Source organism: Sphingobacterium zeae, assembly GCF_030818895.1.
In the GTDB taxonomy this organism is placed as follows: Bacteria; Bacteroidota; Bacteroidia; order Sphingobacteriales; family Sphingobacteriaceae; genus Sphingobacterium; species Sphingobacterium zeae.
The window spans coordinates 624,412-646,967 of record NZ_JAUTBA010000001.1; the positions used below are offsets into that span (position 1 = coordinate 624,412).

A 22,556-nucleotide genomic window follows, 5' to 3' on the forward strand; every position below is an offset into this window, starting at 1 on the left:
TATCAATAGATTTTGTTGAAGACTTTTTTGTTAGTCACACGGGTACGGTAAACTGCTCCTGTTTTGCCCAACAGCCTAAAAGCAATGTTTAAGTAGCTTTTTGCTTCAAAAGTATGACCTTTAGAAAATGAAGACGCCATTTTCTTTAGACTTGCCAATATTGCCATGGAAAAAGCTTTTACAAAAGTATAATTGATATTGCAATATTCTGTCAAATGATAGACAAATTCGCTTTTCATAAAAGCTTTGCGGTCTATTTTACGTTGTTGCCTATCGTGGTAGGCTTTGGCTCCTTCAGCGAGAACAATGATTAATCCGTAGTACTTGATTCGGTTGGCATAATCTTTATCTTCTCCATAATGGAAAAAGATCGGTGCGAAACCACCAACTTTTCGGATTACTGGATTGGGGATAAACCAAAATGCAGCATTGACGAACGTGCAAATTCGATTAGAATTTTCGATGATAGCGTTTTTTGTATAGACAGCAAAACCATAGTCCAGCGTTGTTTCGGTTCCATCGTAGTGAATAGGTGAGATAATTCCGATATTGTCTGCGTTGACTTTCACTAAGTTGGCAATACAGTCCCGATCTAGCCAGGCGTCCTGATTGACTAAAAATGCATAATCATACTCTTCTTTCAAAACAATATCAAGTCCAAGGTTGTTGGCCTTTCCAAAACCTAAATTTGCGGAACTTTCTATCAGTCTTATTGTTGGATACGTTTCTTTTATGATCTGTGTTGTGTTGTCTGACGAATTGTTGTCTACAACTAAAATATCTGTTGGGTAGCTTGAATCCAATAAGCTGGGTAAGCACTTGTGGATCCAAGGCTCAAAATTATAAGAGACGATTATGGTGAGAATCCTGGCCATCTATTTTTTTCGGATAACTGTTAGGAAATAGTTGTATAATTCCAACAAAATACTGGGTTTAAAGATTCTATTTACGATGATATAACTGCATACTGCAATTCCAATTGTACTTGCAAACCGAAGATAGAGGTTGGCGATGGCTGCGGTGGCATAATGGGCTGCTAAGCAGCTTATCGCTGCCAATAGTGCATAAGCGAAAATATCTGTTAGCAGATAACGAAATGAATAGTTCATATAAGGTTTGGCTGATATGTACCAAACGAATATCCAGAGGGCATTTAATGCCGAGGTTAATCCAATGAGCAGTTCTAGGCCTAATGATTTGCCGAAAAATAGGATGGCAATTTGGAGTAGGCCAAAAACAATGATATTCCGCATATAAACTTCAGGTTTCCCCTTGCTAATGATTAAGTTAGAGAAAACATTGCTTACAGAATCAAATGCGGCACCAATACAAAATATTTGAAGAAATATGGCGCTTTGCGCCCATTTGTCGGTGATCGCAATAGTAATAAAATCTTGTGCTACCGTTGTTAAACCAAATAACATTGGAAAGGCTAAAAAGGCTGTAAAGGAAATCAGTTTGCGAAAAATCCGAACTTGTCTATCCTTGTCATCTTCTATCTCCTTTAAAATAGGCTGTGTCACGTTATTGACCATATTGGTCAATATATTCTGGGCCATGATGCTCCAGCGATTTGGATTAACGGTGTAACCTAATTCTTCTGCGGTATAATGACGACCTAAGATTGCCGCATAGATATTTTTATTTAGGTTGATAAAGATGTTGGTAACCAGTATCTTACTGCTAAATCCTAAAATGTCACGAATGGGTCGGAAATCGAATTGAAAAGTTGGCCTAAATTTGGAAAAATACCAGAATCCGAGCATATTAAAGCCACTGTAGGATACAATTTGAATAGCGTACGCCCAATAAGCATAATCTTTATAAGCAAGATAAACCCCGACCACATTGGATACAATAAGTGCAAAAGTGCCCGTAATAACGCGTTCTTTTATTTTTAGATTTCTGAAGAGGTAGGCGTTATGGGCGATACCAAAACTTCCTAGCCAAAAGGACAAGAAGGTAAACCTGCTTAGTTCTATAAGTACTGGTTGATTATAATATAGAGCGATAAGAGGAGCTGCGAAAAATAAGACGATATAGATGAATGTTCCAATCCCGACACTTGTCCAGAAAACAGCATTATAATCCTTATGTTCAACCTGCTTTTTATTGACGATACCGTAAACAAACCCACTTTCTTGAAAGGCAGAAGCTAGAACGGAAAAGATAGTGATCATCGCTACTAAACCGTAATCTTCCGCTGTTAGTTTACGGTTTAGAAGGATGCCGAAGCCGAAGCCCAAAAACTGCTGGATGATACTGGCCATACCACCCCATAGCAGTCCTTTTGTTGTTTTTGATTTTAAAGAGTCATTTTTCGTTTGCGATGACATGCTAAATTAAATGAGCGGCAATATTAAAGTATTGCAATTGTATTCGCAAATTCTTTTAGGGAAACATCAGTCGGATTGACATCGGTAATCAAATAGGAAATATCACGTAACGGAACTACTTTCATTTTTTGAACTGAATTAAGTTTTTCCGCAATGCTCAGAATAGCTACCTTTTTCGAGCATTTAATCATAGCGCGTTTGATTTGTACGACCTCCCAGTCCGAGTCAGTAACCCCGTCTTCTACGGAAAGAGAATTTGTTCCCAACAAACAAAGATCGACTTTAAGATCAGCCAATTCATTGGCCACTTGAGCTCCAGAAACAATGTTTGTGTTGCGTGAAAGCTTTCCGCCGACCAAAATGACTTCCAGGTTTGGTTTTTCTGCCAGTTCTAATGCAACTAACGGGCTTATAGTGAAAAATGTACACTGCAGGTGATCAGGTATTGTTCTTGCCAATTCGATTAATGTTGTCCCGCCGCCGACTAAGACTGTCATGCCATTTGAGATTAATGTGCTTGCTTTCTTAGCAATTTCTTTTTTTGCTTCCTTGGCATACACATTCCCATCCTGGAAGGGAAATTGAAAAGATTTGGATAATGCTCCACCATAGACTTTTAAAACTTTACCGTTCTCTGCAAGTTCGTTTAAGTCTCGTCTAATTGTATCCTCAGATACATTCAGCTGGACACTTAGATCTGAAGATAAAACTTTGTTATGTAGGTTAATCTGATGTATAATGAATGCTTGTCTTTCTTCCTTTAACATTGGTCTGTGGTTTTTAATCGGAATTTAAAAATTAATTGAAAAAATCACTCTAAATGTAGTGAAAATTATTCTTCCTTTTTGTCAATTTTTGTTAAGCCAGCTTTGAACCTTGGTTTGAAGCCCGTTGGTTTACTGGTTGCAGTTTGCTGTTCGTCAATGCTATGGTTTTCGGGCGCTATTGCTGGAGTTTGCTGCGTGTCTGAATCGTCGCTTTTTTGTTCAGCATTTATGGTTTCTTCTGACTTGACTTCGGCTTTCGGTGCGGCCTGAGGCGCTTGTTCGGAAGTTTCTATTTTCGTCACCCCCGCTTTAAACCGTGGTTTGAAGCCCGTGGGTTTACTGGTTGCAGTTTGCTGTTCGTCAGTGCTACGGTTTTCGGGTGCTATTGCCGGAGTCTGCTGTGTGTCTGAATCGTCGATTTTTTGTTCAGCATTTACGGTTTCTTCTGACTTGACTTCGGCTTTCGGTGCGGCCTGCGGCGCGGCCTGCGGCGCTTTTTCGGACGTTTCTATTTTAGTAACCCCAGCTTTGAACCTAGGCTTGAATCCTGTTGGTTTTGGCGCCGATGAAGTAGTTTCGTCAGTTGTTTCTTCGGATATAGGAGTGCTTGTTGCTGTATCAGAAGCTTTAGTAACCCCAGCTTTGAACCTAGGCTTGAATCCTGTTGGTTTTGGCGCCGATGAAGTAGTTTCGTCAGTTGTTTCTTCGGATACAGGAGTGCTTGCTGCTGAATCCGGAGCTTTAGTAACACCTGCTTTAAACCTCGGCTTAAAGCCTGTAGGAGCAGAGTCAGTCTCAATTTTAGCAGAATCAGGTGCTTCGGTGGTTTTACCCTCATCAACTGCAGGTGTAATTGCAGCTTTGAACCGAGGTTTGAAGCCCGCGGGTTTTATCGCCTTCGAACCAGAAGTCTCCGTTGGAGTATCAGCCACGGCCTGTTTTACTGCAGGTTTTGCGGCTGGAGTTTCTTCCTCTTTCAGATGGAAGCTTTTTCGAAGCTTATTGAACCAGAACTTCTTGCTGTGGTCAAAGCTTTTTTCTCCCATCGCAGAATAATGTGCTTTGAACTCCTCAAATAAGGGTTTATCTGCAGCTTGTAAAGCTTTTAAATCAATTTTCTTTTTTATGAAAAATTCTTCAAAAGTCATTCTGATACGAGTTTGATTTAGTCTATTACAAATGTAGTAATTTTTCTGACGGAGCTAGACGGTGTTTTAAACAAAAAAGAGCGACGAGCGCTCTTTTTTGTTATTTGACAGATTCCTTAACTATGCCATATTATGGTAAACGGCTTGAACATCATCATCTTCTTCGATTTTATCAATCATCTTTAAGACATCCGCTGCTTGTTCTTCGGTAATATCTGAATGCGATAAGGCGATGCGTTCCAATTTCGCAGATTTCACCTCAATTCCTTTCTCTTCCAGTAATTTTTGCATATTACCAAAGTCTTCAAAAGAAGTTTGAACGACAGCAACATCATTGCCCTCTTCATCAGATTCCACGTATAATTCTTCTAAGCCCCCATCGATCAACTCTAATTCCAACTCTTCTAAGTCCAGTTCTTCTGTTGCAGCAAAACGGAAAATGGATTTGCGGTTAAAAATAAAATCCAGTGATCCTGTTTTTCCCAGTGAACCGCCAGCTTTCGTAAAATAGCTGCGAATGTTTCCTACAGTTCGGTTGGTATTATCGGTAGCAGTTTCAATTAAAACAGGTACACCGTGAGGGCCATAGCCTTCGTATACATATTCTTCATAACCCTTGGAATCTTTCTCTGAAGCACGTTTGATTGCAGCTTCAATACGATCCTTGGGCATATTAACAGCCTTGGCATTGTGTATTGCTGTACGAAGTCTCGAGTTGGTTTCGGGATGAGGGCCGCTTTCTTTAACCGCCATAGCGATTTCTTTACCTAAACGTGTAAATTGAACGGCCATTTTGGCCCAGCGTTTGAATTTCCGCTCTTTTCTGAATTCGAAAGCTCTTCCCATTGTTATATTTTGTTTTTAAGATTTTCAATCATGTCGACCGTCATCTTTTGGATGTCAAATTCTGGCGTCCAATTCCAGTCTTTTCTTGCATAGGAGTCATCTAGACTAGCAGGCCATGAATCGGCAATCTGTTGTCTCGGATCGTTCTCTACGTAAGAGATTGCAAAATTAGGAAGAATTTTTTTAATTTCTTGTGCAAGTTCTTTTGGAGTAAATGTGATACCTCCAAGATTATAACTGTGGCGAATGCTTAGTCTTTCTTTTGGTGCATCCATTAATTCGAGTGTACCCCGAATGGCGTCCTCCATGTACAACATCGGTAATGCTGTGTTTTCAGATAGGAAGCAAGCATAGGAACCGGTTTTTAATGCTTCATAAAAAATGTCTACCGCATAATCCGTTGTACCGCCCCCTGGTTCAGTTTTCCAAGAAATGATGCCGGGATAACGGAGGCTGCGAATATCAAGACCACGATGTTCTTGATACCATTCAATGAGTCGCTCGCCTGCAAGTTTGCTGATACCATAAATTGTGTTTGGATCCATTACACAATATTGTTCGGTATTATTTTTTGGAGAATGCGGTCCGAAAACGGCAATTGAGCTTGGCCAAAATATCTTCGAAACTTTATAGCTCACAGCTAAATCAAGAACATTTAATAAGCCATTCATATTCAATTCCCAAGCTTTTTCAGGGTATTTCTCTCCTGTAGCCGAAAGCATGGCCGCTAGTAGGTATACTTGAGTAGGTTTATATTGTTGAAATAATTTCTCAAGTCCATTTTTGTCAAGAACATTAGCGATTTCGAAACTTTCGTCAGGGCTTTTAATCTGTGGTTCTCTAATGTCAGTGGTTACAACATTCTCTGCACCAAACTTTTTGCGCAATGCGATAGCTAATTCTGTGCCGATCTGGCCATTTGCACCAATGATAATAATGCTTTCTTTCATTTGTAAGTTTAATTTATGAAGCTACTACTTTTACCATCTTGAGTGTCCATGCTCAACAGTGTAAAGGAATCGCTCCGCTCATTTGTTCCCATCGATTAGGACAGGATCTAGCCTGACATAATTTACGTTTCATCGTGTAATGAAAATGAAATTTCAACCATGGCGGTTTATGATGCAAATATAAAGGCTTTTCAGTATCTATCAACTGTGGGATGCTGGATGATGTGTGTAAAAAACGTTAATTTATAGACTCTTGGGGCTGTTTTTATGAGATTTTAAACTGTTTCAATCGTTTGTTCTTTTTTTTTGAATAAGCAGCGAAAATTTTTACTTTTTTTGAATTGCTTTAATATTAAATTTTATCGGCTGGTAAGTGATGTAGAGATCGTTCTTCGGCAATTAGCGCCAATAAACTCTAAATGTTGTGACATTTTTAGTAGAGGGACTAATATTTTGTTATTTTAATAGTGAAATTGCTGAATATTTTTTAAATTTGAAGAATTCATTCTTCGAGAATCAACTAAAACAAAATCAAATAACAAATTTTATATACACAATTTAAACACAGACAAAAATGAAAGTGGCAGTAGTCGGCGCAACAGGCCTTGTAGGTACTGAAATGCTAACCGTGTTGGCGGCGCGAAATTTCCCAGTAACAGAATTAATTCCGGTAGCTTCAGAGCGTAGTAAGGGTAAGGAAATTGAATTCAAGGGAAAGAAGTATAAGGTGGTTACACCATCTGAGGCTATTGCTTTGAAACCTGATGTTGCGTTATTTTCCGCTGGCGGTGATACATCGAAAGAATTTGCGCCTAAATTTGCTGAAGCTGGAATTACGGTGATCGACAATTCTTCGGCTTGGCGTATGGATCCTACAAAAAAACTGGTGGTTCCGGAAGTAAACGGTGATGTGTTATCTGCTGACGACAAGATTATTGCAAATCCAAACTGTTCGACGATACAAATGGTAGTGGCATTGAAGCCATTACACGATAAATATAAAATTAAGCGTGTGGTAGTTTCGACTTACCAATCTGTGACAGGTACGGGTGTAAAAGCCGTCAACCAATTAATGGATGAGCGTGCCGGAAAAGATGGTGAGAAAGCTTATCCTTATCACATTGATCTCAATGTAATCCCTCATATTGATGTTTTCCAAGAAAACGGCTATACAAAAGAGGAGATGAAAATGATTCTTGAAACAAATAAAATCATGCGTGATGATTCTATTAAAGTCACTGCAACGACAGTGCGCATTCCTGTAATGGGTGGACACTCTGAGTCGTTGAATATCGAATTTGAAAATGACTTTGATTTGAAAGATGTACGTGCAGCTTTAGCGGCACAAAGCGGTTGTATCGTTGTTGACGATCCATCTTCACTGCAATATCCGATGCCGAAAGATGCACATGGTAGAGATGAAGTGTTTGTAGGACGTATCCGTCGCGATGAATCTCAACCAAATACCCTTAACATGTGGGTAGTAGCGGATAACTTACGTAAAGGTGCTGCAACCAACGCCGTTCAAGTAGCCGAGTTATTAGCTGAAAAAGGATTGATCTAACTCAAGTAGATTCCATAATAAATATGGAGCCCTCATGATGAAGTTCATGGGGGCTCTTTTTTATAAGCGATTAATAATTTAGGGCACTTAATGGTTGACTCTGAATTGTGTCCTAAAAGATTACGGCATCAATGTGCTGGGCTTGATAGAAAACTCAATCTTATCATTTAATGGGGAGTATGCTTCTTTACTTTGCTCCTCAAGTCGATCCGGAAACAAGATGCCGAAGAGATGATCGGTTTCGTGTTGAAAAATAACAGCAGTAAAGCCTTCAATATTTTCTTCGATCACTTTCCCTTCTTTATCGATGTATTGCAAGCGGATCGCGTAACTCCTCAATACGTCTTCTTTACGGTTAGGAATAGAAAGGCAACCTTCGGCACCCGTACGTTTTAATTTGGAGCGCCATAGAATTTTAGGATTGATATAGAACTCAAAAGGTTGATCTGGTTTGTCAAATCGCTGTACCCAGATTAGATTTTTATTTATACCGATTTGTGGCGCAGCGATGCCTACACCCGGGTGATTGGGATCACGTACCGTCGCAAACATTCTTTTGGAAAGTGATTCAATCAATGGGTCGTTGTATTTGACATCAGTGCTTGTCGCTTTTAAAACTTTCAGATCTTTTTCGTCCGTTGTCTGCAATACACGAAGAATTGCATTTTCACCTCCAGATGAAATGATTTTCTTGTCGGCAGCACTGAATTCCTGGCCTGCATTAAGATTGACCGGCCTTTCGTTTTTTGACTTTTGAAATGCTTTTTCTCCTGCCATAATTTTTGTTTCTAAATTGTTTTCAACTGGGGGAACCGGACAACGGTAACCGTTACTATAAGCGCAATAGGGGTTATATGCTTTGTTAAAATCTATCTCAACGTTGTCTCCTATTATATCTTCTGTGGATAGATCAATATATCGGCCACCACTATAACTTTCCTGGCCATTTGTTAAATCTAGAAATGGCAAAAATAAATGCTTTTTGTATGCTGGGTTTTGAAATAATGCGACGCTTTGGTAGACATTCAGTACACGTTTTTTACCTTGAAGGATAAATGTTATGATTCCGTATCTTTTGTATTCATTGCTTGTGCCGTCGTAGGTCGGCATCCGAAAAACTGGTTCATCAAACAGAACATCAATTTTGCCCTTGACTTTGTAGCTGACGTCTACAGGAAAGTAATCCAAAAATGCCACTTGATCTGATTTCAATGGGCCATATTGTTCTTTCGCCAATTCAGCGGCTTTTTCTTCACGAAGAGTGGTAATGTATTGCTCGTATTTAGTTTGTGCATGCGTATTCAAGCATAAGGCCAACAGGAAACTGGCGACAAGTGTTCTTTTCATTTGTTTAAATATCTTTCTGTCCGATTTTTATGATTTAATACTGTGCCACTTCTTGCCAACATTAGAATTTGACAAAGCGTAAAGGAAGAGAGTATAGTTTCAAAAATCAATATCTTTTGTCGTAGCAAAATCGACAATCAAAGTTATTACTTGATTTCGATTATTCAAAACGTTGTTTTTCATTGTTTAACACCATTGTGCCCAATCTTAGTGAGTTTAATTTGACGTATTCACCCATCCATTTCCATGCAATAGCTGTGATCATTTGCCCAGTGAGTCAATTTCGCTCTCAAGATCAATGTCTTCAAGCTTAAAATCGTCATTGGGATTTGATGAGGTATACAATGATATAGTAAAGGTCTGTATGTTCCTACATTACCTTAGGATTTGTATAGCTATAAGTTAGATTTTAGTTAGGGTTTACTTAGGTTTTACCTATACTATACCTAAACTAACCCTAACTAAACCCTAAACTAAACCTAAGTAAACGTGGAACCAAATAGGACACAAAAGAACGTTATTTTAGTGTAAGTAATTTAATCCGATTTTGTTAACGTATAAATGGAACTTCATGCATATATCTCCCAATACTCATATCTAAATTGTACTTTTGTAAAAAAAACATATCCATGAGACTGATGGCATTTGATTACGGTACAAAACGAATAGGGGTTGCAGTAACCGATCCAATGCAAATTATTGCGACGGCATTGACGACTGTACATCCAGAGGATATCTGGACATTTCTAGCAGCGTATTTACAGACAGAGCAGGTAGAAACTTTTGTTGTCGGCAAGCCGCGTCAGTTGGATGGTACCGACTCTGAATCCGCACAGCATGTTGTCGGTTTTATTCGAAAACTGAAAAAGACTTATCCAGCCATTGCTGTCGCTGAAATAGATGAGCGTTTTACTTCTAAAATGGCTTCTGCAGCGATCGCGCAAAGTGGGAAAAAAAAGAAGGACCGTCAACAGAAGGGGTTGATTGATACCGTGTCTGCAACAATCATTTTGCAAAGCTACATGGATGGCCGTAATTTTTAGATACAAAACGACTAATACGTCAAACAAGAATGAATAAAAAATAGAAGGATGAAGAGCATATTATTTTTTACCGAGGATACGGATTTCAAATTAAAAGAAAAGGGAAAGATTCGCCAATGGATTGTTGATGCCATCAAAGGAGAAGGATTTAAACGTGTTGGCGAATTGAGCTTTATCCTTTGCTCGGATGCTTACTTGCTTGAAATCAATAAGCAATATTTAAATCACGACACCTATACTGATATCGTTACTTTTGATTCTTCCGAATATGATGACACCATCGCCGGCGATATTTTTATTAGTGTGGAGCGTATTCAGGAGAATGCTGAAAAATTTAAAGTTGATGTGCGTGACGAGCTTCATCGGGTTATTATTCATGGTGTCATGCACCTGTGCGGTTATCCCGATAAAAAACCGGCAGATAAAGCCAAGATGACCGCCAAAGAGGATGAGTATCTTGGTAAAAGAAACTTTTAAAGATTCCTACGCGGCTTTTTAAACTGCGACTACTGGTATGAGAACGGAATTGAACGCTGGAGCTTGTCGAGAGAGTGGAGGGCAAAACATAAAAAAAGGTCTTTACAAATTTTGTAAAGACCTTTTTTTATGTTGTTCTAAAGATTAAAATCTTTCAAATTGCGAGAAGAAGAAGTTACCCTCGATAGCAGCATTATCATCTGAATCAGATCCATGAATAGCGTTTGCATCGATTGATTTTGCATATTTATTACGGATTGTGCCTTCAGCCGCGTCAGCAGGGTTAGTTGCACCGATCAGTGTACGGAAATCTTCAACAGCATTGTCTTTTTCCAAGATGGCAGCAACGATAGGACCTGAGGTCATAAATTCCACCAATTCACCATAAAAAGGACGCTCTTTGTGTACTGCGTAAAATGCACCAGCTGTCTCTTTAGAAAGTTGAATGTATTTCATTGCGATGATTTTAAAACCACCAGCAATGATATCGTTTAAGATTGCACCGATGTGACCATTCGCTACAGCGTCAGGTTTGATCATCGTAAAAGTTCTGTTAGTTGCCATTATTTTAATTTTTATGCAAAATTAGATAAATTGCATTTCATATGCAATATCCTTACGATTCAGATATACACAATTCTTGATAAACTCAACAGGTTCTTACGGTTGAAATCTTTGTGTGTCACTTCCGATCGCTATTGATATTGAGATAAATGTTTCTTTCTGATCCGTTACCATTGTCTTTTTTGCGCAGACGGTAACAAGCTTTACATTTTATCGATTGTAGAAAAGTAAAAGAACAATTGATCTAAGTTCAATATGAATATGTAACTTTGTGATATTATGGCATTAAATCTAACAGTAGACATCGATAAGGATTCAGGCTTTTGCTTTGGAGTAGTATACGCTATTGATATGGCGGAAGAGATCTTAGAAGAGGATGGTTATCTTTATTGTTTGGGTGATATTGTTCATAATGATGAGGAAGTTACTCGATTAAAAGCAAAAGGTCTACGAATTATCGACCATGCTGCTCTGCCCAATTTGAGCAATGAAAAGGTATTGATCCGTGCCCACGGTGAAGCGCCAGAGACCTATCGTATTGCTTTGCAAAATAATATTACTTTGATAGATGCCTCTTGTCCAGTAGTCCTTAAATTGCAGAACCGTATAAAAACGTCCTTCGATCAAAAGGAGAAGATTTTGATTTTCGGTAAGCATGGACATGCTGAAGTGATTGGTTTGCAGGGGCAGACGAATAATGAAGCCCTGGTTTTTCAGGATATTTCCGAGCTGGATCAAGTCGAGTTGCCATCTTCATTTACACTATATAGCCAGACAACAAAAAGTGTGGATAAATTTTATGCGATCAAAGACGAGCTTATCAAACGTGGGTATGAAGTGAAGGCAAATGACACTATTTGCCGCCAGGTCTCCAATCGATATGAAGATCTGGGTGCTTTTGCGAAACAATATGACAAAATCGTTTTTGTGTCAGGCAAAAAATCGTCCAATGGAAAAGTGCTGTTTGAAGTTTGTCAAAACGCAAATCCAGCAAGTTATTTTATTTCTGATCCAGCCGAATTGGATGCATCGGTCTTCGCTGAGAACGATCGTATTGGTATTTGTGGTGCCACATCAACGCCAATGTGGTTGATGAAAGATGTAAAGGCAACTTTAGAAGCCTTATAAGGGCAATTACCCGTCACAGATATTTCATAATTCCAAGGTTTAGATCCCGGGTGTATTCTTGGTGTATTCTTTTTGTGTAGCTTTGTAAGCTATGAGCAATAAAGGCAAAAAAGGTATTCTTTTGGTACAATTGGGTACACCTGATAGTCCCACTACTCCTGATGTTAGAAGATATTTAACGGAATTTCTAATGGATCCGCGTGTAATTGATATCCCTTACGTCCAACGAACCTTGTTAGTAAAAGGAATTATAGCACTGACACGTGCTCCGAAATCCGCAAAGGTATACAAATCAATCTGGGATAAAGAAACTGGATCACCTTTGATGCATTATAGTATCTTGCAGCGTGACCTGCTTCAAAAAGCGTTGGGAGATGACTACCATGTGGAATTGGCGATGCGCTACCAGAATCCATCGATTGAGTCTGCTTTGAAAAATATGGAAGGTCTATTGTTGGAATCTATTCGGGTCATCCCTTTATTCCCTCAATATGCCTCAGCAACATCGGGATCAGTGATAGACCGTGTGATGGAATTGATTCGCAAATGGAATTATTTGCCAGAAATCAGTTTTGTGAGCAATTTTTGTACGAATGATTTAATGGTAGAGACCTACGCAGATCATGCCCACAGGCATGATTTAGAAAGTTTTGATCATTTTGTTTTTAGTTATCATGGCCTTCCTGTGCGGCAACTTGGAAAAGTTGATCCTACAGGTCAGCTAAAATGTCCCGAATCAGGCTGTGAGTCCTGTAAAGCGACAGTTAATTCATACTGCTATCTTTCTCAATGTTATGCAACAACACGTGCTATTGCTACCAAACTAGGTTTAAGAAAGGAGCAATATTCGCAGTGCTTTCAATCCCGTTTGGGTAAAGAACCCTGGATACAGCCTTATACTTCCGATTTATTGCATGATCTTGCCGCCAAGGGATATAAGAAATTATTAATTTTCAGTCCTGCATTTGTGGCGGATTGTATCGAGACCATTGATGAAATTGGCGTGGAATATGCTAATGAATTTAAACAGTTGGGCGGAGAAGAAGTGTGTTTGGTAGAAAGTCTTAATGATGATCCCAAATGGATTGAATCTTTAAAACAAATGGCACTCAATGCCAAAAATTAAAACAAGTAAAAGATGTTGTTAATAAACGCGTGTGTATTACTCCTATTAGATTTTTATATTTTCTTTGCGCTCCGTGCAACGAAGATTAAGTTCCCCAAAACAAAAGTATTTTCGATCTTGTGGTGGTCTTATTCTGCTTTGCTTCTACTAGGTGTTTTTATCTCCGCAAAATATAGTATTCCTTTAATCGTAAGGTCGGTTATCTTGGTGGCCTTTTTTCTAACGGCGGCATCCAAGATATTTTTCTTTTTGATTCTGTTAATTGATGATATCCGACGTGGCGGTGTATGGGTAAAACGTCTTTTTGTAAAAAAGAAATCGGTCGAGGATTTGGTTGAAGACGCCGGAGATCCTTTGCCAGAAAATCCAGTCAAAGGAATTAGCCGATCGGAGTTTTTGACCAAAGCAGGTATTCTAGTAGGTGCCTCTCCCTTGATCCCGCTGAGCTGGGGTATTATTTCAGGAGCTTACGATTATCGTGTCAGAAGAGTTCCTTTGTATTTGCCTAATTTGCCGAAGGCATTTCACGGTATGACGATAGCGCAGATATCGGATGTGCACTCTGGATCTTTTTACAATAAGAAAGCTGTCAACGGAGGGATTGATATGCTATTGAAAGAAAAGGCTGATGTGACGTTTTTTACTGGTGATATTGTGAATGCACAAGCTTCCGAAATGCGCGGTTATCAAGATATTTTTGCACGTGTAAAATCTGATTTAGGCGTATTTTCTACACTGGGTAACCATGATTACGGCGACTATTATTATGGTAAAGAAGATTCTCCTGCGAAACGTAAGAATCTACAGGATGTGATCGATGTTCACAAAATCATGGGCTGGGATCTTTTAATGGATGAAAATCGTAAAATTAAAGTAGATGGGGAAGAACTTTGTATCGTAGGCGTTCAAAATTGGGGTACAGGCCGCTTCCCGAAGCACGGAGACATTCAGAAAGCTTTAATGGGCACCGAAGAACAGTCTGTTAAATTATTGTTGTCGCATGACCCTTCTCATTGGCGTGCTCAGGTATTGGATACAGATGTGGATGTGATGTTTGCCGGTCATACGCATGGTATGCAATTTGGTGTCAGGTCTGAAATGTTGCAATGGAGCCCGGTACAATACATCTATAAAGAATGGGCGGGATTGTACCGTGCAAAACAGAACAAACGACTATATGTCAATGTTGGCTATGGCTTTTTAGGTTATCCAGGACGTGTTGGCATTCTTCCTGAAATTACCATATTCGAATTGTTAAAAGCGCAGGACCCGAAGTTTAAAGCATAAAAAAATCCCCTTTGACTTTTCAGTTAATATAGCTATAATTGTGTATTCTGTACACCAGTTATACATGACATGCAATCAACTTTAAACTTTGGGGACTCTCCCCACACACGCGTTAATATTCTTACCGGGGAAAAAGTACTTGTGTCTCCACATCGTAGTAAAAGACCATGGCAGGGACAAGTGGAAGATCTTCCGGGAGATAACAGACCTGAATATGATCCGAAATGTTACTTATGTCCCACCAATCAACGGGCAGATGGTGATATCAATCCAGACTATAAAGAAAGCTTCGTTTTCGTGAACGATTTTTCAGCTTTATTAAAAGATACAAGCCAGCAAGAATTTAATGAGGACGAATTGTTTGTCGCAGAGACTGAAAGAGGGATCTGTAAAGTCATTGCATTCACGCCCCGCCATGATCTCACTCTGCCAGAAATGGATCAAGAGGCAATAAAAGCTGTGGTAGATCTTTGGCAAAAGGAATTTGTGGATCTCTCCAAGGTTGAATGGATCAAATACATTCAGATTTTTGAGAATAAAGGTGCAATTATGGGATGCAGTAACCCACATCCACATGGACAGATTTGGTCACAAAACCATTTGCCTGTAGAAATTCAAAAAGAATGTGTTCAGCAACAGAAGTATTTCGATAAATATCAGCGCACCATCCTGTCAGATTATGTTAAAGCTGAACTAAGTAAGGAAGAACGAATTATCGACGAAAATGATTCATTTGTTTCCCTGGTTCCTTTTTGGGCGGCTTGGCCTTATGAGACGATGATCGTCAGCAAACGGGCTATTCAGAATATTGCTGGCTTTGACGATAAAGAAAAGGCCGATTTTGCGGCTATACTCAAGCTTTTGACGACACGTTATGACAATCTTTTCAAGACATCTTTCCCTTATTCCGCTGGAATGCATCAGGCTCCAGTCAATGACGGCGACCATCCCGAGTGGCATTGGCATATGCACTTCTATCCACCATTGCTGCGTTCTGCAACAGTGAAAAAATTTATGGTCGGTTATGAGATGTTGGCAAACCCCCAACGTGATATTACACCAGAAGTTGCCGCTGAACAGTTGCGAAATTGTTCGACAGTACATTATAAAGCTAAATAAGATGATAACAAAAGATACAATTGTAAACAAATTTAAAGAGCACTATCAAGAAGAACCGCTTGTGGTTACTTCTCCCGGACGCATTAATATTATCGGCGAACATACCGATTATAATGATGGCTTTGTATTGCCTGCAGCGATTGATAAGGCAATTTATGTTGCTGTAAGTAAGCGATCGGATGATACGATCGTATTGTATGCAGAAGACTATCAGGAACGGCACGAGGTGAAAATGGCAGAGATTGCTATTTCGGAAAAACATTGGCCAAACTACATCCTCGGAGTGGTCGATCAGTATCAGAAACGAGGAGCAGTATTAGGTGGATTTAATCTTTATATCGATGGTGATGTGCCGCTAGGAGCAGGCTTATCATCCTCGGCAGCTGTTGAATGTGCGGTTACCTTGGCCCTAAGCGAATTATTCAATCTGCAGGTAGAGCGACTTGATATTCCTCAGATCGCGCAGAAGGCTGAACATACATATGCCGGCGTGATGTGTGGTATCATGGATCAGTTTGCGTCGGCTTTTGGTAAAGAAAAAAATGTTATTAAGCTAGATTGCCGTACGTTAGGATTTGAGTATGTTCCGCTAGATCTGAAAGGATATGAAGTTGTATTATTGAATACCAACGTAAAACATTCATTGGCATCTACCGCTTATAATACACGCCGAGAGCAGTGCGAGCAGGCTTCTGCATGGATACAGGAGAAATACCCTGAAGTCAAAAACTTGCGTGACGTAACTGTCGAGATGCTAGATGAATTGGTGAAAGAAAAAGATGCTGATATTTATGCGAAAGCAAGTTTTGTTGTCCGTGAGAATGAGCGCGTCGAAAAGTCATGCGATGCACTACGTTCTGGCGATGTTGTTCAGTTGGGGCAATATATTTTCGAAAGCCACGAAGGTTTGAGCAAAGTATATGAAGTCAGTTGTGCGGAACTGGATTATTTAGTGGATTATGTCAAGCAGTTTCCGGAAGTGATCGGAGCCCGAATGATGGGCGGCGGCTTCGGCGGCTGTACCATCAATATCATTAAAGAGGGAGTACTGCCTTCCATTTTGCCAACACTCGAAAAGGAGTACAAGCAGAAATTTGATAAAGAACTCTCTGTGATTCAGGTCAGGATTGCGGATGGTACTCGTGTACTGTGATTGGATAGTATTAAAGAGGGGGATAGCAAGTTCATGTTATCCCCTTTTTTTTGTTCTCCGCGATAACGATCTCATGGATAGATCCTAGTTAATCTGGTCCAAGGCTTGTTTTAAGTCGGCGATTAAATCATCGATATGTTCGATCCCAACGGAGATGCGTAGCATTCCAAGTGTGATTCCCGAAGCTTCTTTCTGTTCCTTTGTATGATGGCGTCCCCACATACTCGCTGGGTGTACAATAAGGGATTCAACACCACCTAAACTGGCAGCATTGATAAATATGTGCAAGCCATTGATGAGTTTCTGTGCATTTAAAAATGCCTCCTCCTCATTTTTACCATCAACATCGATGCAAAGCATGCCCGAAAAGCCTTTCATCTGTTGGGCTGCAAGCTCATGTTGTGGATGGTTGGCTAATCCAGGGTAACTGACCTTTTTTATTTTTGGATGTTGATCCAAAAATTCGGCCAGCTTCAGCGCATTGGTATTGATCTGTTTGACCCGTAGACTTAGTGTTTTTAATCCGCGTAACAATAACCAGGAGTCAAGCGGTGCAAGTGATGCCCCTAAAGCGACAGACCGTTTCCATACACGCGCAATATAGTCCCGTGTGCCGCATACGATACCGGCAGTGAGATCACTATGTCCACCCAAATATTTCGTAGCGCTATGGACAACGACATCAATTCCAAAATCTGTCGGTGTTTGGTTAATGGGGGAGGCAAAGGTATTATCGACCATGCTCTGAATCCCATGCTTTTTGGCGAGTTCTCCGATCGCTTTTAGATCCGTGATATAGAGATTGGGATTGGATGGAGTCTCTATATATATCAGCTTGGTATTTGCCTGAATAGCTTTTTCAAAAGCTGAAATATCTGTTTGATCCACAGCAGTAACTGTAATGCCATAATCCGTTAAGAACTCCTTAAAGAAAATAGCCGTTCCGGAATAATGTGCATGCTGGGCGACAATATGATCTCCCGATTTAACGATAGCCAATATGGCCGTACTGATCGCTGCCATACCAGTTGCAAATACCAGTGCATCCTCTGTTTTTTCCAACTTCGCTAAGATGGTAGCCACTTGACTATTCGTTGGATTGCCATGGCGATGATAAAAATAAGGATGCTTTGGTTCGGTAGCGGCTTTAATATACTCCATTGGATCTGGGTCTGCAATGTAGGTTGATGTCTGATAAATTGGAGTGGTTACTGCAGATGTCTGGTTGAATTGCTGTCCTTCATGAACGAGGATTGTTTCAGTATTGCTTGTCATGCTAATGGTGTTTATTGATGCTTATGATTCCTTATTCCTCCATAACAAGATTGCTCAATAGCGAGAGTAAGTAAATTCCCATTTGTGTGGAAGTACTTTTGGTACTAGTCGGAAAGAATAAGGCGTTTCCTGCATACCAAATATAAATAAAATCTACAGAAGGAGTAGATTTTATTTATACCTGAGACATTTAAATGTCTTATAACATTTCTCTCAAGAGGTTCAGTGCATATCCAATGGTATTCACATTGTTCAACGCCAAACGGAGCTGGCCTTTAACTTCTTTCAGGTTGCTGATCTCTGGATGGCTTTGTACAAAAGATAATACGCGGCCGAATTGGTCTGACTCAAAGTAGCTTGATTTAGGATTACTGACAAAGTAAGCTTTCAGCGTATGTTTTTTGTACGCTATTTTTTCGAAGCCGATCGTTTTACCAAACCACTGCAAACGGAGTGTATTGAATAATTCAAATACTTCACGTGGAATAGGACCAAAGCGATCTTCAAGCTCCTGCTCAAAGGCTGCCAATTGCTGCTCGTTTTCCAGTTTGGACAGTTCGGTATACAGATTATATCGCTCCGTAATATTTGTCACATATTCGTCGGGAATCAATACTTCGAGGTCTGTATCAATCTGTGTAAAGGAGACATATTTTCGTTCTTTTTCATCGGCGAATACTTCCGAAAATTCGTCTTCTTTAAGCTCCTGAATGGCCTCGTCTAAGATTTTATGATACATTTCGAAACCAATTTCGGCAATAAAACCCGATTGTTCGCCTCCTAGGAGGTTTCCCGAACCGCGTATATCCAGATCGCGCATGGCAACATTAAATCCAGAGCCCAGTTCAGAAAATTCTTCTATCGCCGAAAGTCGTTTGTAAGCCTCCGGTGTTAAAGTTGACAATGGTGGACTGAGGAGATAACAAAATGCTTTCTTATTGGAACGACCTACCCGACCGCGCATTTGGTGTAGATCGCTCAGGCCAAACATATGTGCGTGATTGATAATGATCGTATTGGCATTTGGAATATCAAGACCCGCTTCAATAATCGTAGTTGCAATTAAGACATCAAAATCATGGTTGATAAATTTGAGCATTACATCCTCAAGTTCATCGCCTTCAAGCTGGCCATGAGCCACACCGACCCGGGCTCCGGGGACCAGTTTACGGATTAAATTGCCCAGCTGCGGAAGATCCGCCACACGATTATGGATAAAGAATACCTGCCCACCTCGATCAAGTTCGTAGCTGACTGCCTCGCCGATCAATGTTTCATTGAAAACGTGCAGTTCTGTCTGTACAGGCTGCCGGTTGGGGGGAGGAGTGGAGATAATACTTAAATCGCGGGCCCCCATCAATGAAAAGTGCAATGTCCTTGGAATTGGTGTTGCTGTCAGTGTTAGCGAATCTACATTCGCACGCATAACTTTCAATTTTTCCTTTACAGCAACGCCAAATTTCTGCTCTTCATCAATAATCATCAGGCCGAGGTCTTTAAACTTAACATCTTTGCTCACAAGACGATGTGTGCCTATAATAATGTCTATTTTTCCTTCGGCAAGCCTTGCTAAGGTATCTTTAATCTGTTTGGTCGTTTTAAAACGATTGATGTAGTCTATATTGCATGGAAGACCCTTCAGTCGCTCCGAAAATGTACGGAAATGCTGCAGTGCAAGAATTGTCGTCGGTACGAGTACGGCAACCTGCTTACTGTCTGCTACAGCTTTGAAAGCCGCACGGATGGCAACTTCCGTTTTTCCAAACCCGACGTCCCCACAGATCAATCGATCCATTGGATGTGGAGATTCCATATCTTTTTTTACATCAGCAGTAGCCTTTTCCTGATCGGGTGTATCCTCATAAATAAAGGAGGCCTCCAATTCATTCTGTAAGTAGCTATCCGGTGAAAAAGCATTTCCGTGCTGCGCTTTGCGTTTGGCATAGAGCATAATCAGGTCCCGCGCAATATCTTTGACCTTTTTCTTGGTTGTCTTCTTGAGTTTGTCCCAAGCATCCGTACCCAATTTATTCATTTTGGGGACTGTGCCCTCTTTGCCTGAATACTTTGAGATGCGGTTTAAGGAGTTGATGTTTACATACAAAAGATCATTATCTGCATAGATCAGACGGATCATTTCCTGAGATTTACCGTTAACATCCACTTTTTCCAAACCTCCATATCGGCCGACACCGTGGTCAATATGGGTAATAAAATCGCCTGGTTTGAGATCTCTTAAATCCTTCAGCGTAATTGCCTGCGAACGCTCGTAAGCCTTCTTACGTTTGTATTTATAATACCTGTCAAATATTTGGTGATCCGTATAGCATGCCAGTTTTAAACTGTCGTCTCTAAAGCCCTCCCTTAAAGCTTTATGAATCGGGATGAAGGTTGCCGATTTGTCAAGATCTTCTAGAATGGTATAAATACGCTCAACCTGTTTGGTTGAATCTGAAAAGATAAGGTTTTGGATACGTTGGTCTTCATTCTCCTTGAAATTATGGATTAAAAGATTAAAATCTTTATTGAAAGAGGGTTGCGGATGGATATCGAACTTAAAGGTATTCTCTGCTTTATAAAAGAATTGTTTGCCGAATTCGACGATCGGGAACTCAAAGAATAAGGCATTGAGATTCTTCTCATCTGTAAACTCATGGGCAGGGTTATGCCATTCGGGATTATCCTTTTTCTGCTTATCTGTTAGCCCCACCCATAATTTTTCCGCTTTCTTTAATCCATCTTTTACAATATCTAGGGTGAATTGAGCGTCTTTTATCCAGATCGTGGCGCCCTGATCAATATATTCTAGCAGCGAAATGTGCTGTGATGTCAAGAACTTAGCCTGAACGTTAGGAACAATGGTTACTTTGTGGATCTTTTTGACGGAAAGCTGCGACTCAATGTCAAATGTCCGTATGCTTTCAATATCGTCGCCAAAGAATTCAATACGGTAAGGAAGATCGTTAGAAAAAGAAAAGATGTCTACGATGCCTCCTCGTATCGCGAACTGTCCAGGCTCATACACAAAATCTACGCGATCAAAATCATATTCAATCAAGAATTCATTGATGAAATCAATACTCAAAGCAGTATTCTCTGTTATCTCCAACGTATTCTTATCCAAATCATTTCGGTTGATTACTTTCTCCGCAATCGCCTCAGGGTACGTAACAACCATTTTAGGTAATTCTGAGGTATGATTGAGCGAACTTAAAGTCTCTGCACGCTGCAATACGTTGGCAGAGTCGGTCTGTGTAAAATCAAATGCTTTTCGATAAGACGAGGGAAAAAAAAGGACCTGCTTATCCAGCAGGCTTTCCAGATCGCTTAAAAAATAAGATGCGTCTTCATGGGTCGGTAAGATAAACACCATTGGACGTTCCTGTAAGTTGTAAGAAGATACGGCTATAAATGCATCCGATGATCCAATAAGTCCTTTAAGCTGAATTTTCGGATTTTTGGATTGCATAGCCTTGGTTAGCGACTGGACGGATTCGCTTTGGCTGTATTTTTCTAATATTTCTTGAATTCCCACGAGCAAAAATTTCGAATAATTGCGAATTTAGTGAAATACTATTAAGTATTGGGTATGAAGTGCTAAATTTTTTGGTAAAAAAAACAGCAGGTTTGCTCGTTATAAGGGTGTGGTTTTTGTCCGGACTAAATTAACTAACCGATGAGTCTTGACGAACGTTATCTCGCTAGGTAAAAGGTATAGGCGAAAGCGAGTAAAACTAGCAATGTAACTAGGTAAATTAATTTATATTGCTCGTAGGCAGTAACATGGAAGGATCCAATTTTAACGCGGTTTTTGCTATTTCTCATAATTAACTTAGGTTGATATCAATCTTCTGTTCACTAATATAGCTTTTTAGCGTCGTATTACCAAAGGCATTCAATGTATTTTGGAAATCTTCCCGATAGTCGAACTGAAAGTCCTCATGAAGTTTGCTGCTATTTGCCTACTGCATGCTTTATACGTCCTGTGATATATTTATGTAATTTGTGCGCAGCAGATTGATAAGAGGAATCAAAAAGTCTGTCGTAATCCAAGATCGTTCTTTTCAGAATATAGATCCTAAATTCAACCTCACTAACTTTATCCTTAGTGACTTTTTCATGCTCATTAACCAGGCCACTCGCCTGTTTGACAAGTTTACTTAGTGTAATAAAATTGCTGTGATGTGGCGTATTGCCAATTTGGCTTACACTAGTATCGAACAGTTGTGCCAGTTGCTTGCGTAGTTTTTCAATACGTTCCTCTAGGTCATCTGCATTCTCCAATAATTGGAAATGCAATTGTTTGATCAGCATTTTGTCCTTGCTTATCAGACGTACGAGAAGCTTGTCCTTCTCCTTTTGTGGCAAGTCAAGGACAGCCTTCTTTAATTCGGGATCCTGATGTAAAGACATAACACGTTTTTTT

The 22,556-nt window shown here is 39.9% G+C and carries 19 protein-coding genes; 8 read left to right on the forward strand and 11 right to left on the reverse strand.

Annotated elements, in window-relative coordinates:
- Positions 1-2: 2 nt before the first annotated feature.
- The 6 genes from QE382_RS02735 to QE382_RS02760 form a co-directional block, all read right to left on the reverse strand.
- Positions 3-875: a glycosyltransferase family 2 protein gene (locus QE382_RS02735; RefSeq protein WP_307184582.1), complete on the reverse strand. Its 873-nt coding sequence runs from the start codon at positions 873-875 to the stop codon at positions 3-5.
- Positions 876-2,336, reverse strand: coding sequence for a lipopolysaccharide biosynthesis protein (locus QE382_RS02740; RefSeq protein ID WP_307184583.1), 1,461 nt, complete (start codon positions 2,334-2,336; stop codon positions 876-878).
- A gap of 23 nt (positions 2,337-2,359) precedes the next feature.
- Positions 2,360-3,103 (reverse strand): DeoR/GlpR family DNA-binding transcription regulator, encoded by a 744-nt coding sequence (locus QE382_RS02745; protein WP_046673148.1) that lies wholly within the window; start codon positions 3,101-3,103, stop codon positions 2,360-2,362.
- Positions 3,104-3,168: 65 nt separating this feature from the next.
- Positions 3,169-4,251, reverse strand: a complete 1,083-nt coding sequence (locus QE382_RS02750; RefSeq protein ID WP_307184584.1) for a hypothetical protein — start codon at positions 4,249-4,251, stop codon at positions 3,169-3,171.
- A gap of 120 nt (positions 4,252-4,371) precedes the next feature.
- Complete coding sequence (locus QE382_RS02755; RefSeq protein WP_209578414.1) at positions 4,372-5,097, reverse strand: YebC/PmpR family DNA-binding transcriptional regulator; 726 nt, start codon at positions 5,095-5,097, stop codon at positions 4,372-4,374.
- Between the two features lie 2 nt (positions 5,098-5,099).
- Positions 5,100-6,047 carry an NAD-dependent epimerase/dehydratase family protein gene (locus tag QE382_RS02760; protein ID WP_293889309.1) on the reverse strand — a complete coding sequence of 316 codons (948 nt, stop codon included), beginning with the start codon at positions 6,045-6,047 and terminating at the stop codon, positions 5,100-5,102.
- 574 nt (positions 6,048-6,621) lie between these two features.
- Here QE382_RS02760 and QE382_RS02765 point away from each other — a divergent pair.
- Positions 6,622-7,611 carry an aspartate-semialdehyde dehydrogenase gene (locus tag QE382_RS02765; protein WP_307184585.1) on the forward strand — a complete coding sequence of 330 codons (990 nt, stop codon included), beginning with the start codon at positions 6,622-6,624 and terminating at the stop codon, positions 7,609-7,611.
- 120 nt (positions 7,612-7,731) lie between these two features.
- Here the strand turns inward: QE382_RS02765 and def are convergent, their stop codons facing one another.
- On the reverse strand, positions 7,732-8,958 hold the full coding sequence (gene def / locus QE382_RS02770) for a peptide deformylase (RefSeq protein WP_307184586.1): 1,227 nt from the start codon (positions 8,956-8,958) through the stop codon (positions 7,732-7,734).
- A gap of 629 nt (positions 8,959-9,587) precedes the next feature.
- Here def and ruvX point away from each other — a divergent pair.
- Together ruvX and ybeY are read left to right on the forward strand one after the other, a co-directional pair.
- Positions 9,588-10,001, forward strand: coding sequence for a Holliday junction resolvase RuvX (gene ruvX, locus QE382_RS02775; RefSeq protein ID WP_307184587.1), 414 nt, complete (start codon positions 9,588-9,590; stop codon positions 9,999-10,001).
- Between the two features lie 48 nt (positions 10,002-10,049).
- Positions 10,050-10,478, forward strand: coding sequence for an rRNA maturation RNase YbeY (gene ybeY, locus QE382_RS02780; protein WP_307184588.1), 429 nt, complete (start codon positions 10,050-10,052; stop codon positions 10,476-10,478).
- A 144-nt stretch (positions 10,479-10,622) separates the two neighbouring features.
- Here the strand turns inward: ybeY and QE382_RS02785 are convergent, their stop codons facing one another.
- The gene (locus tag QE382_RS02785; protein ID WP_209578426.1) at positions 10,623-11,042 is read right to left on the reverse strand and encodes a nucleoside-diphosphate kinase; all 420 of its coding nucleotides are present in this window, start codon (positions 11,040-11,042) and stop codon (positions 10,623-10,625) included.
- A gap of 279 nt (positions 11,043-11,321) precedes the next feature.
- Here QE382_RS02785 and QE382_RS02790 point away from each other — a divergent pair, with 279 nt between their 5' ends.
- The 5 genes from QE382_RS02790 (at position 11,322) to galK (ending at position 16,855) form a co-directional block, all read left to right on the forward strand.
- Positions 11,322-12,170 carry a 4-hydroxy-3-methylbut-2-enyl diphosphate reductase gene (locus QE382_RS02790; protein ID WP_293957227.1) on the forward strand — a complete coding sequence of 283 codons (849 nt, stop codon included), beginning with the start codon at positions 11,322-11,324 and terminating at the stop codon, positions 12,168-12,170.
- A gap of 91 nt (positions 12,171-12,261) precedes the next feature.
- Complete coding sequence (gene hemH / locus QE382_RS02795) at positions 12,262-13,296, forward strand: ferrochelatase (protein ID WP_307184590.1); 1,035 nt, start codon at positions 12,262-12,264, stop codon at positions 13,294-13,296.
- Positions 13,297-13,308: 12 nt separating this feature from the next.
- The gene (locus tag QE382_RS02800; RefSeq protein WP_307184591.1) at positions 13,309-14,583 is read left to right on the forward strand and encodes a metallophosphoesterase; all 1,275 of its coding nucleotides are present in this window, start codon (positions 13,309-13,311) and stop codon (positions 14,581-14,583) included.
- Positions 14,584-14,652: 69 nt separating this feature from the next.
- A complete protein-coding gene (locus tag QE382_RS02805; RefSeq protein ID WP_294348517.1) occupies positions 14,653-15,702 on the forward strand; it encodes a UDP-glucose--hexose-1-phosphate uridylyltransferase in 1,050 nt (349 codons plus the stop codon).
- Between the two features lies 1 nt (position 15,703).
- Positions 15,704-16,855: a galactokinase gene (gene galK / locus QE382_RS02810; RefSeq protein WP_307184592.1), complete on the forward strand. Its 1,152-nt coding sequence runs from the start codon at positions 15,704-15,706 to the stop codon at positions 16,853-16,855.
- A gap of 84 nt (positions 16,856-16,939) precedes the next feature.
- Here galK and QE382_RS02815 read toward each other — a convergent pair whose 3' ends face one another.
- From QE382_RS02815 to QE382_RS02825, 3 genes are all read right to left on the reverse strand, one after another.
- A complete protein-coding gene (locus tag QE382_RS02815) occupies positions 16,940-18,130 on the reverse strand; it encodes a trans-sulfuration enzyme family protein (RefSeq protein ID WP_307184593.1) in 1,191 nt (396 codons plus the stop codon).
- Between the two features lie 199 nt (positions 18,131-18,329).
- Positions 18,330-21,665 carry a transcription-repair coupling factor gene (mfd, locus tag QE382_RS02820; protein ID WP_307184594.1) on the reverse strand — a complete coding sequence of 1,112 codons (3,336 nt, stop codon included), beginning with the start codon at positions 21,663-21,665 and terminating at the stop codon, positions 18,330-18,332.
- 419 nt (positions 21,666-22,084) lie between these two features.
- Positions 22,085-22,543: a hypothetical protein gene (locus QE382_RS02825; protein ID WP_307184595.1), complete on the reverse strand. Its 459-nt coding sequence runs from the start codon at positions 22,541-22,543 to the stop codon at positions 22,085-22,087.
- Positions 22,544-22,556: the final 13 nt, after the last annotated feature.

Excerpts from the sequence above, each read along its gene's own strand:
- QE382_RS02735 (WP_307184582.1), bottom strand. The coding sequence starts at position 875 with ATGGCCAGGATTCTCACCATAATCGTCTCTTATAATTTTGAGCCTTGG.
- QE382_RS02740 (WP_307184583.1), bottom strand. The coding sequence starts at position 2,336 with ATGTCATCGCAAACGAAAAATGACTCTTTAAAATCAAAAACAACAAAA.
- QE382_RS02745 (WP_046673148.1), bottom strand. The coding sequence starts at position 3,103 with ATGTTAAAGGAAGAAAGACAAGCATTCATTATACATCAGATTAACCTA.
- QE382_RS02750 (WP_307184584.1), bottom strand. The coding sequence starts at position 4,251 with ATGACTTTTGAAGAATTTTTCATAAAAAAGAAAATTGATTTAAAAGCT.
- QE382_RS02755 (WP_209578414.1), bottom strand. The coding sequence starts at position 5,097 with ATGGGAAGAGCTTTCGAATTCAGAAAAGAGCGGAAATTCAAACGCTGG.
- QE382_RS02760 (WP_293889309.1), bottom strand. The coding sequence starts at position 6,047 with ATGAAAGAAAGCATTATTATCATTGGTGCAAATGGCCAGATCGGCACA.
- QE382_RS02765 (WP_307184585.1), top strand. The coding sequence starts at position 6,622 with ATGAAAGTGGCAGTAGTCGGCGCAACAGGCCTTGTAGGTACTGAAATG.
- def (WP_307184586.1), bottom strand. The coding sequence starts at position 8,958 with ATGAAAAGAACACTTGTCGCCAGTTTCCTGTTGGCCTTATGCTTGAAT.
- ruvX (WP_307184587.1), top strand. The coding sequence starts at position 9,588 with ATGAGACTGATGGCATTTGATTACGGTACAAAACGAATAGGGGTTGCA.
- ybeY (WP_307184588.1), top strand. The coding sequence starts at position 10,050 with ATGAAGAGCATATTATTTTTTACCGAGGATACGGATTTCAAATTAAAA.
- QE382_RS02785 (WP_209578426.1), bottom strand. The coding sequence starts at position 11,042 with ATGGCAACTAACAGAACTTTTACGATGATCAAACCTGACGCTGTAGCG.
- QE382_RS02790 (WP_293957227.1), top strand. The coding sequence starts at position 11,322 with ATGGCATTAAATCTAACAGTAGACATCGATAAGGATTCAGGCTTTTGC.
- hemH (WP_307184590.1), top strand. The coding sequence starts at position 12,262 with ATGAGCAATAAAGGCAAAAAAGGTATTCTTTTGGTACAATTGGGTACA.
- QE382_RS02800 (WP_307184591.1), top strand. The coding sequence starts at position 13,309 with ATGTTGTTAATAAACGCGTGTGTATTACTCCTATTAGATTTTTATATT.
- QE382_RS02805 (WP_294348517.1), top strand. The coding sequence starts at position 14,653 with ATGCAATCAACTTTAAACTTTGGGGACTCTCCCCACACACGCGTTAAT.
- galK (WP_307184592.1), top strand. The coding sequence starts at position 15,704 with ATGATAACAAAAGATACAATTGTAAACAAATTTAAAGAGCACTATCAA.
- QE382_RS02815 (WP_307184593.1), bottom strand. The coding sequence starts at position 18,130 with ATGACAAGCAATACTGAAACAATCCTCGTTCATGAAGGACAGCAATTC.
- QE382_RS02825 (WP_307184595.1), bottom strand. The coding sequence starts at position 22,543 with ATGTCTTTACATCAGGATCCCGAATTAAAGAAGGCTGTCCTTGACTTG.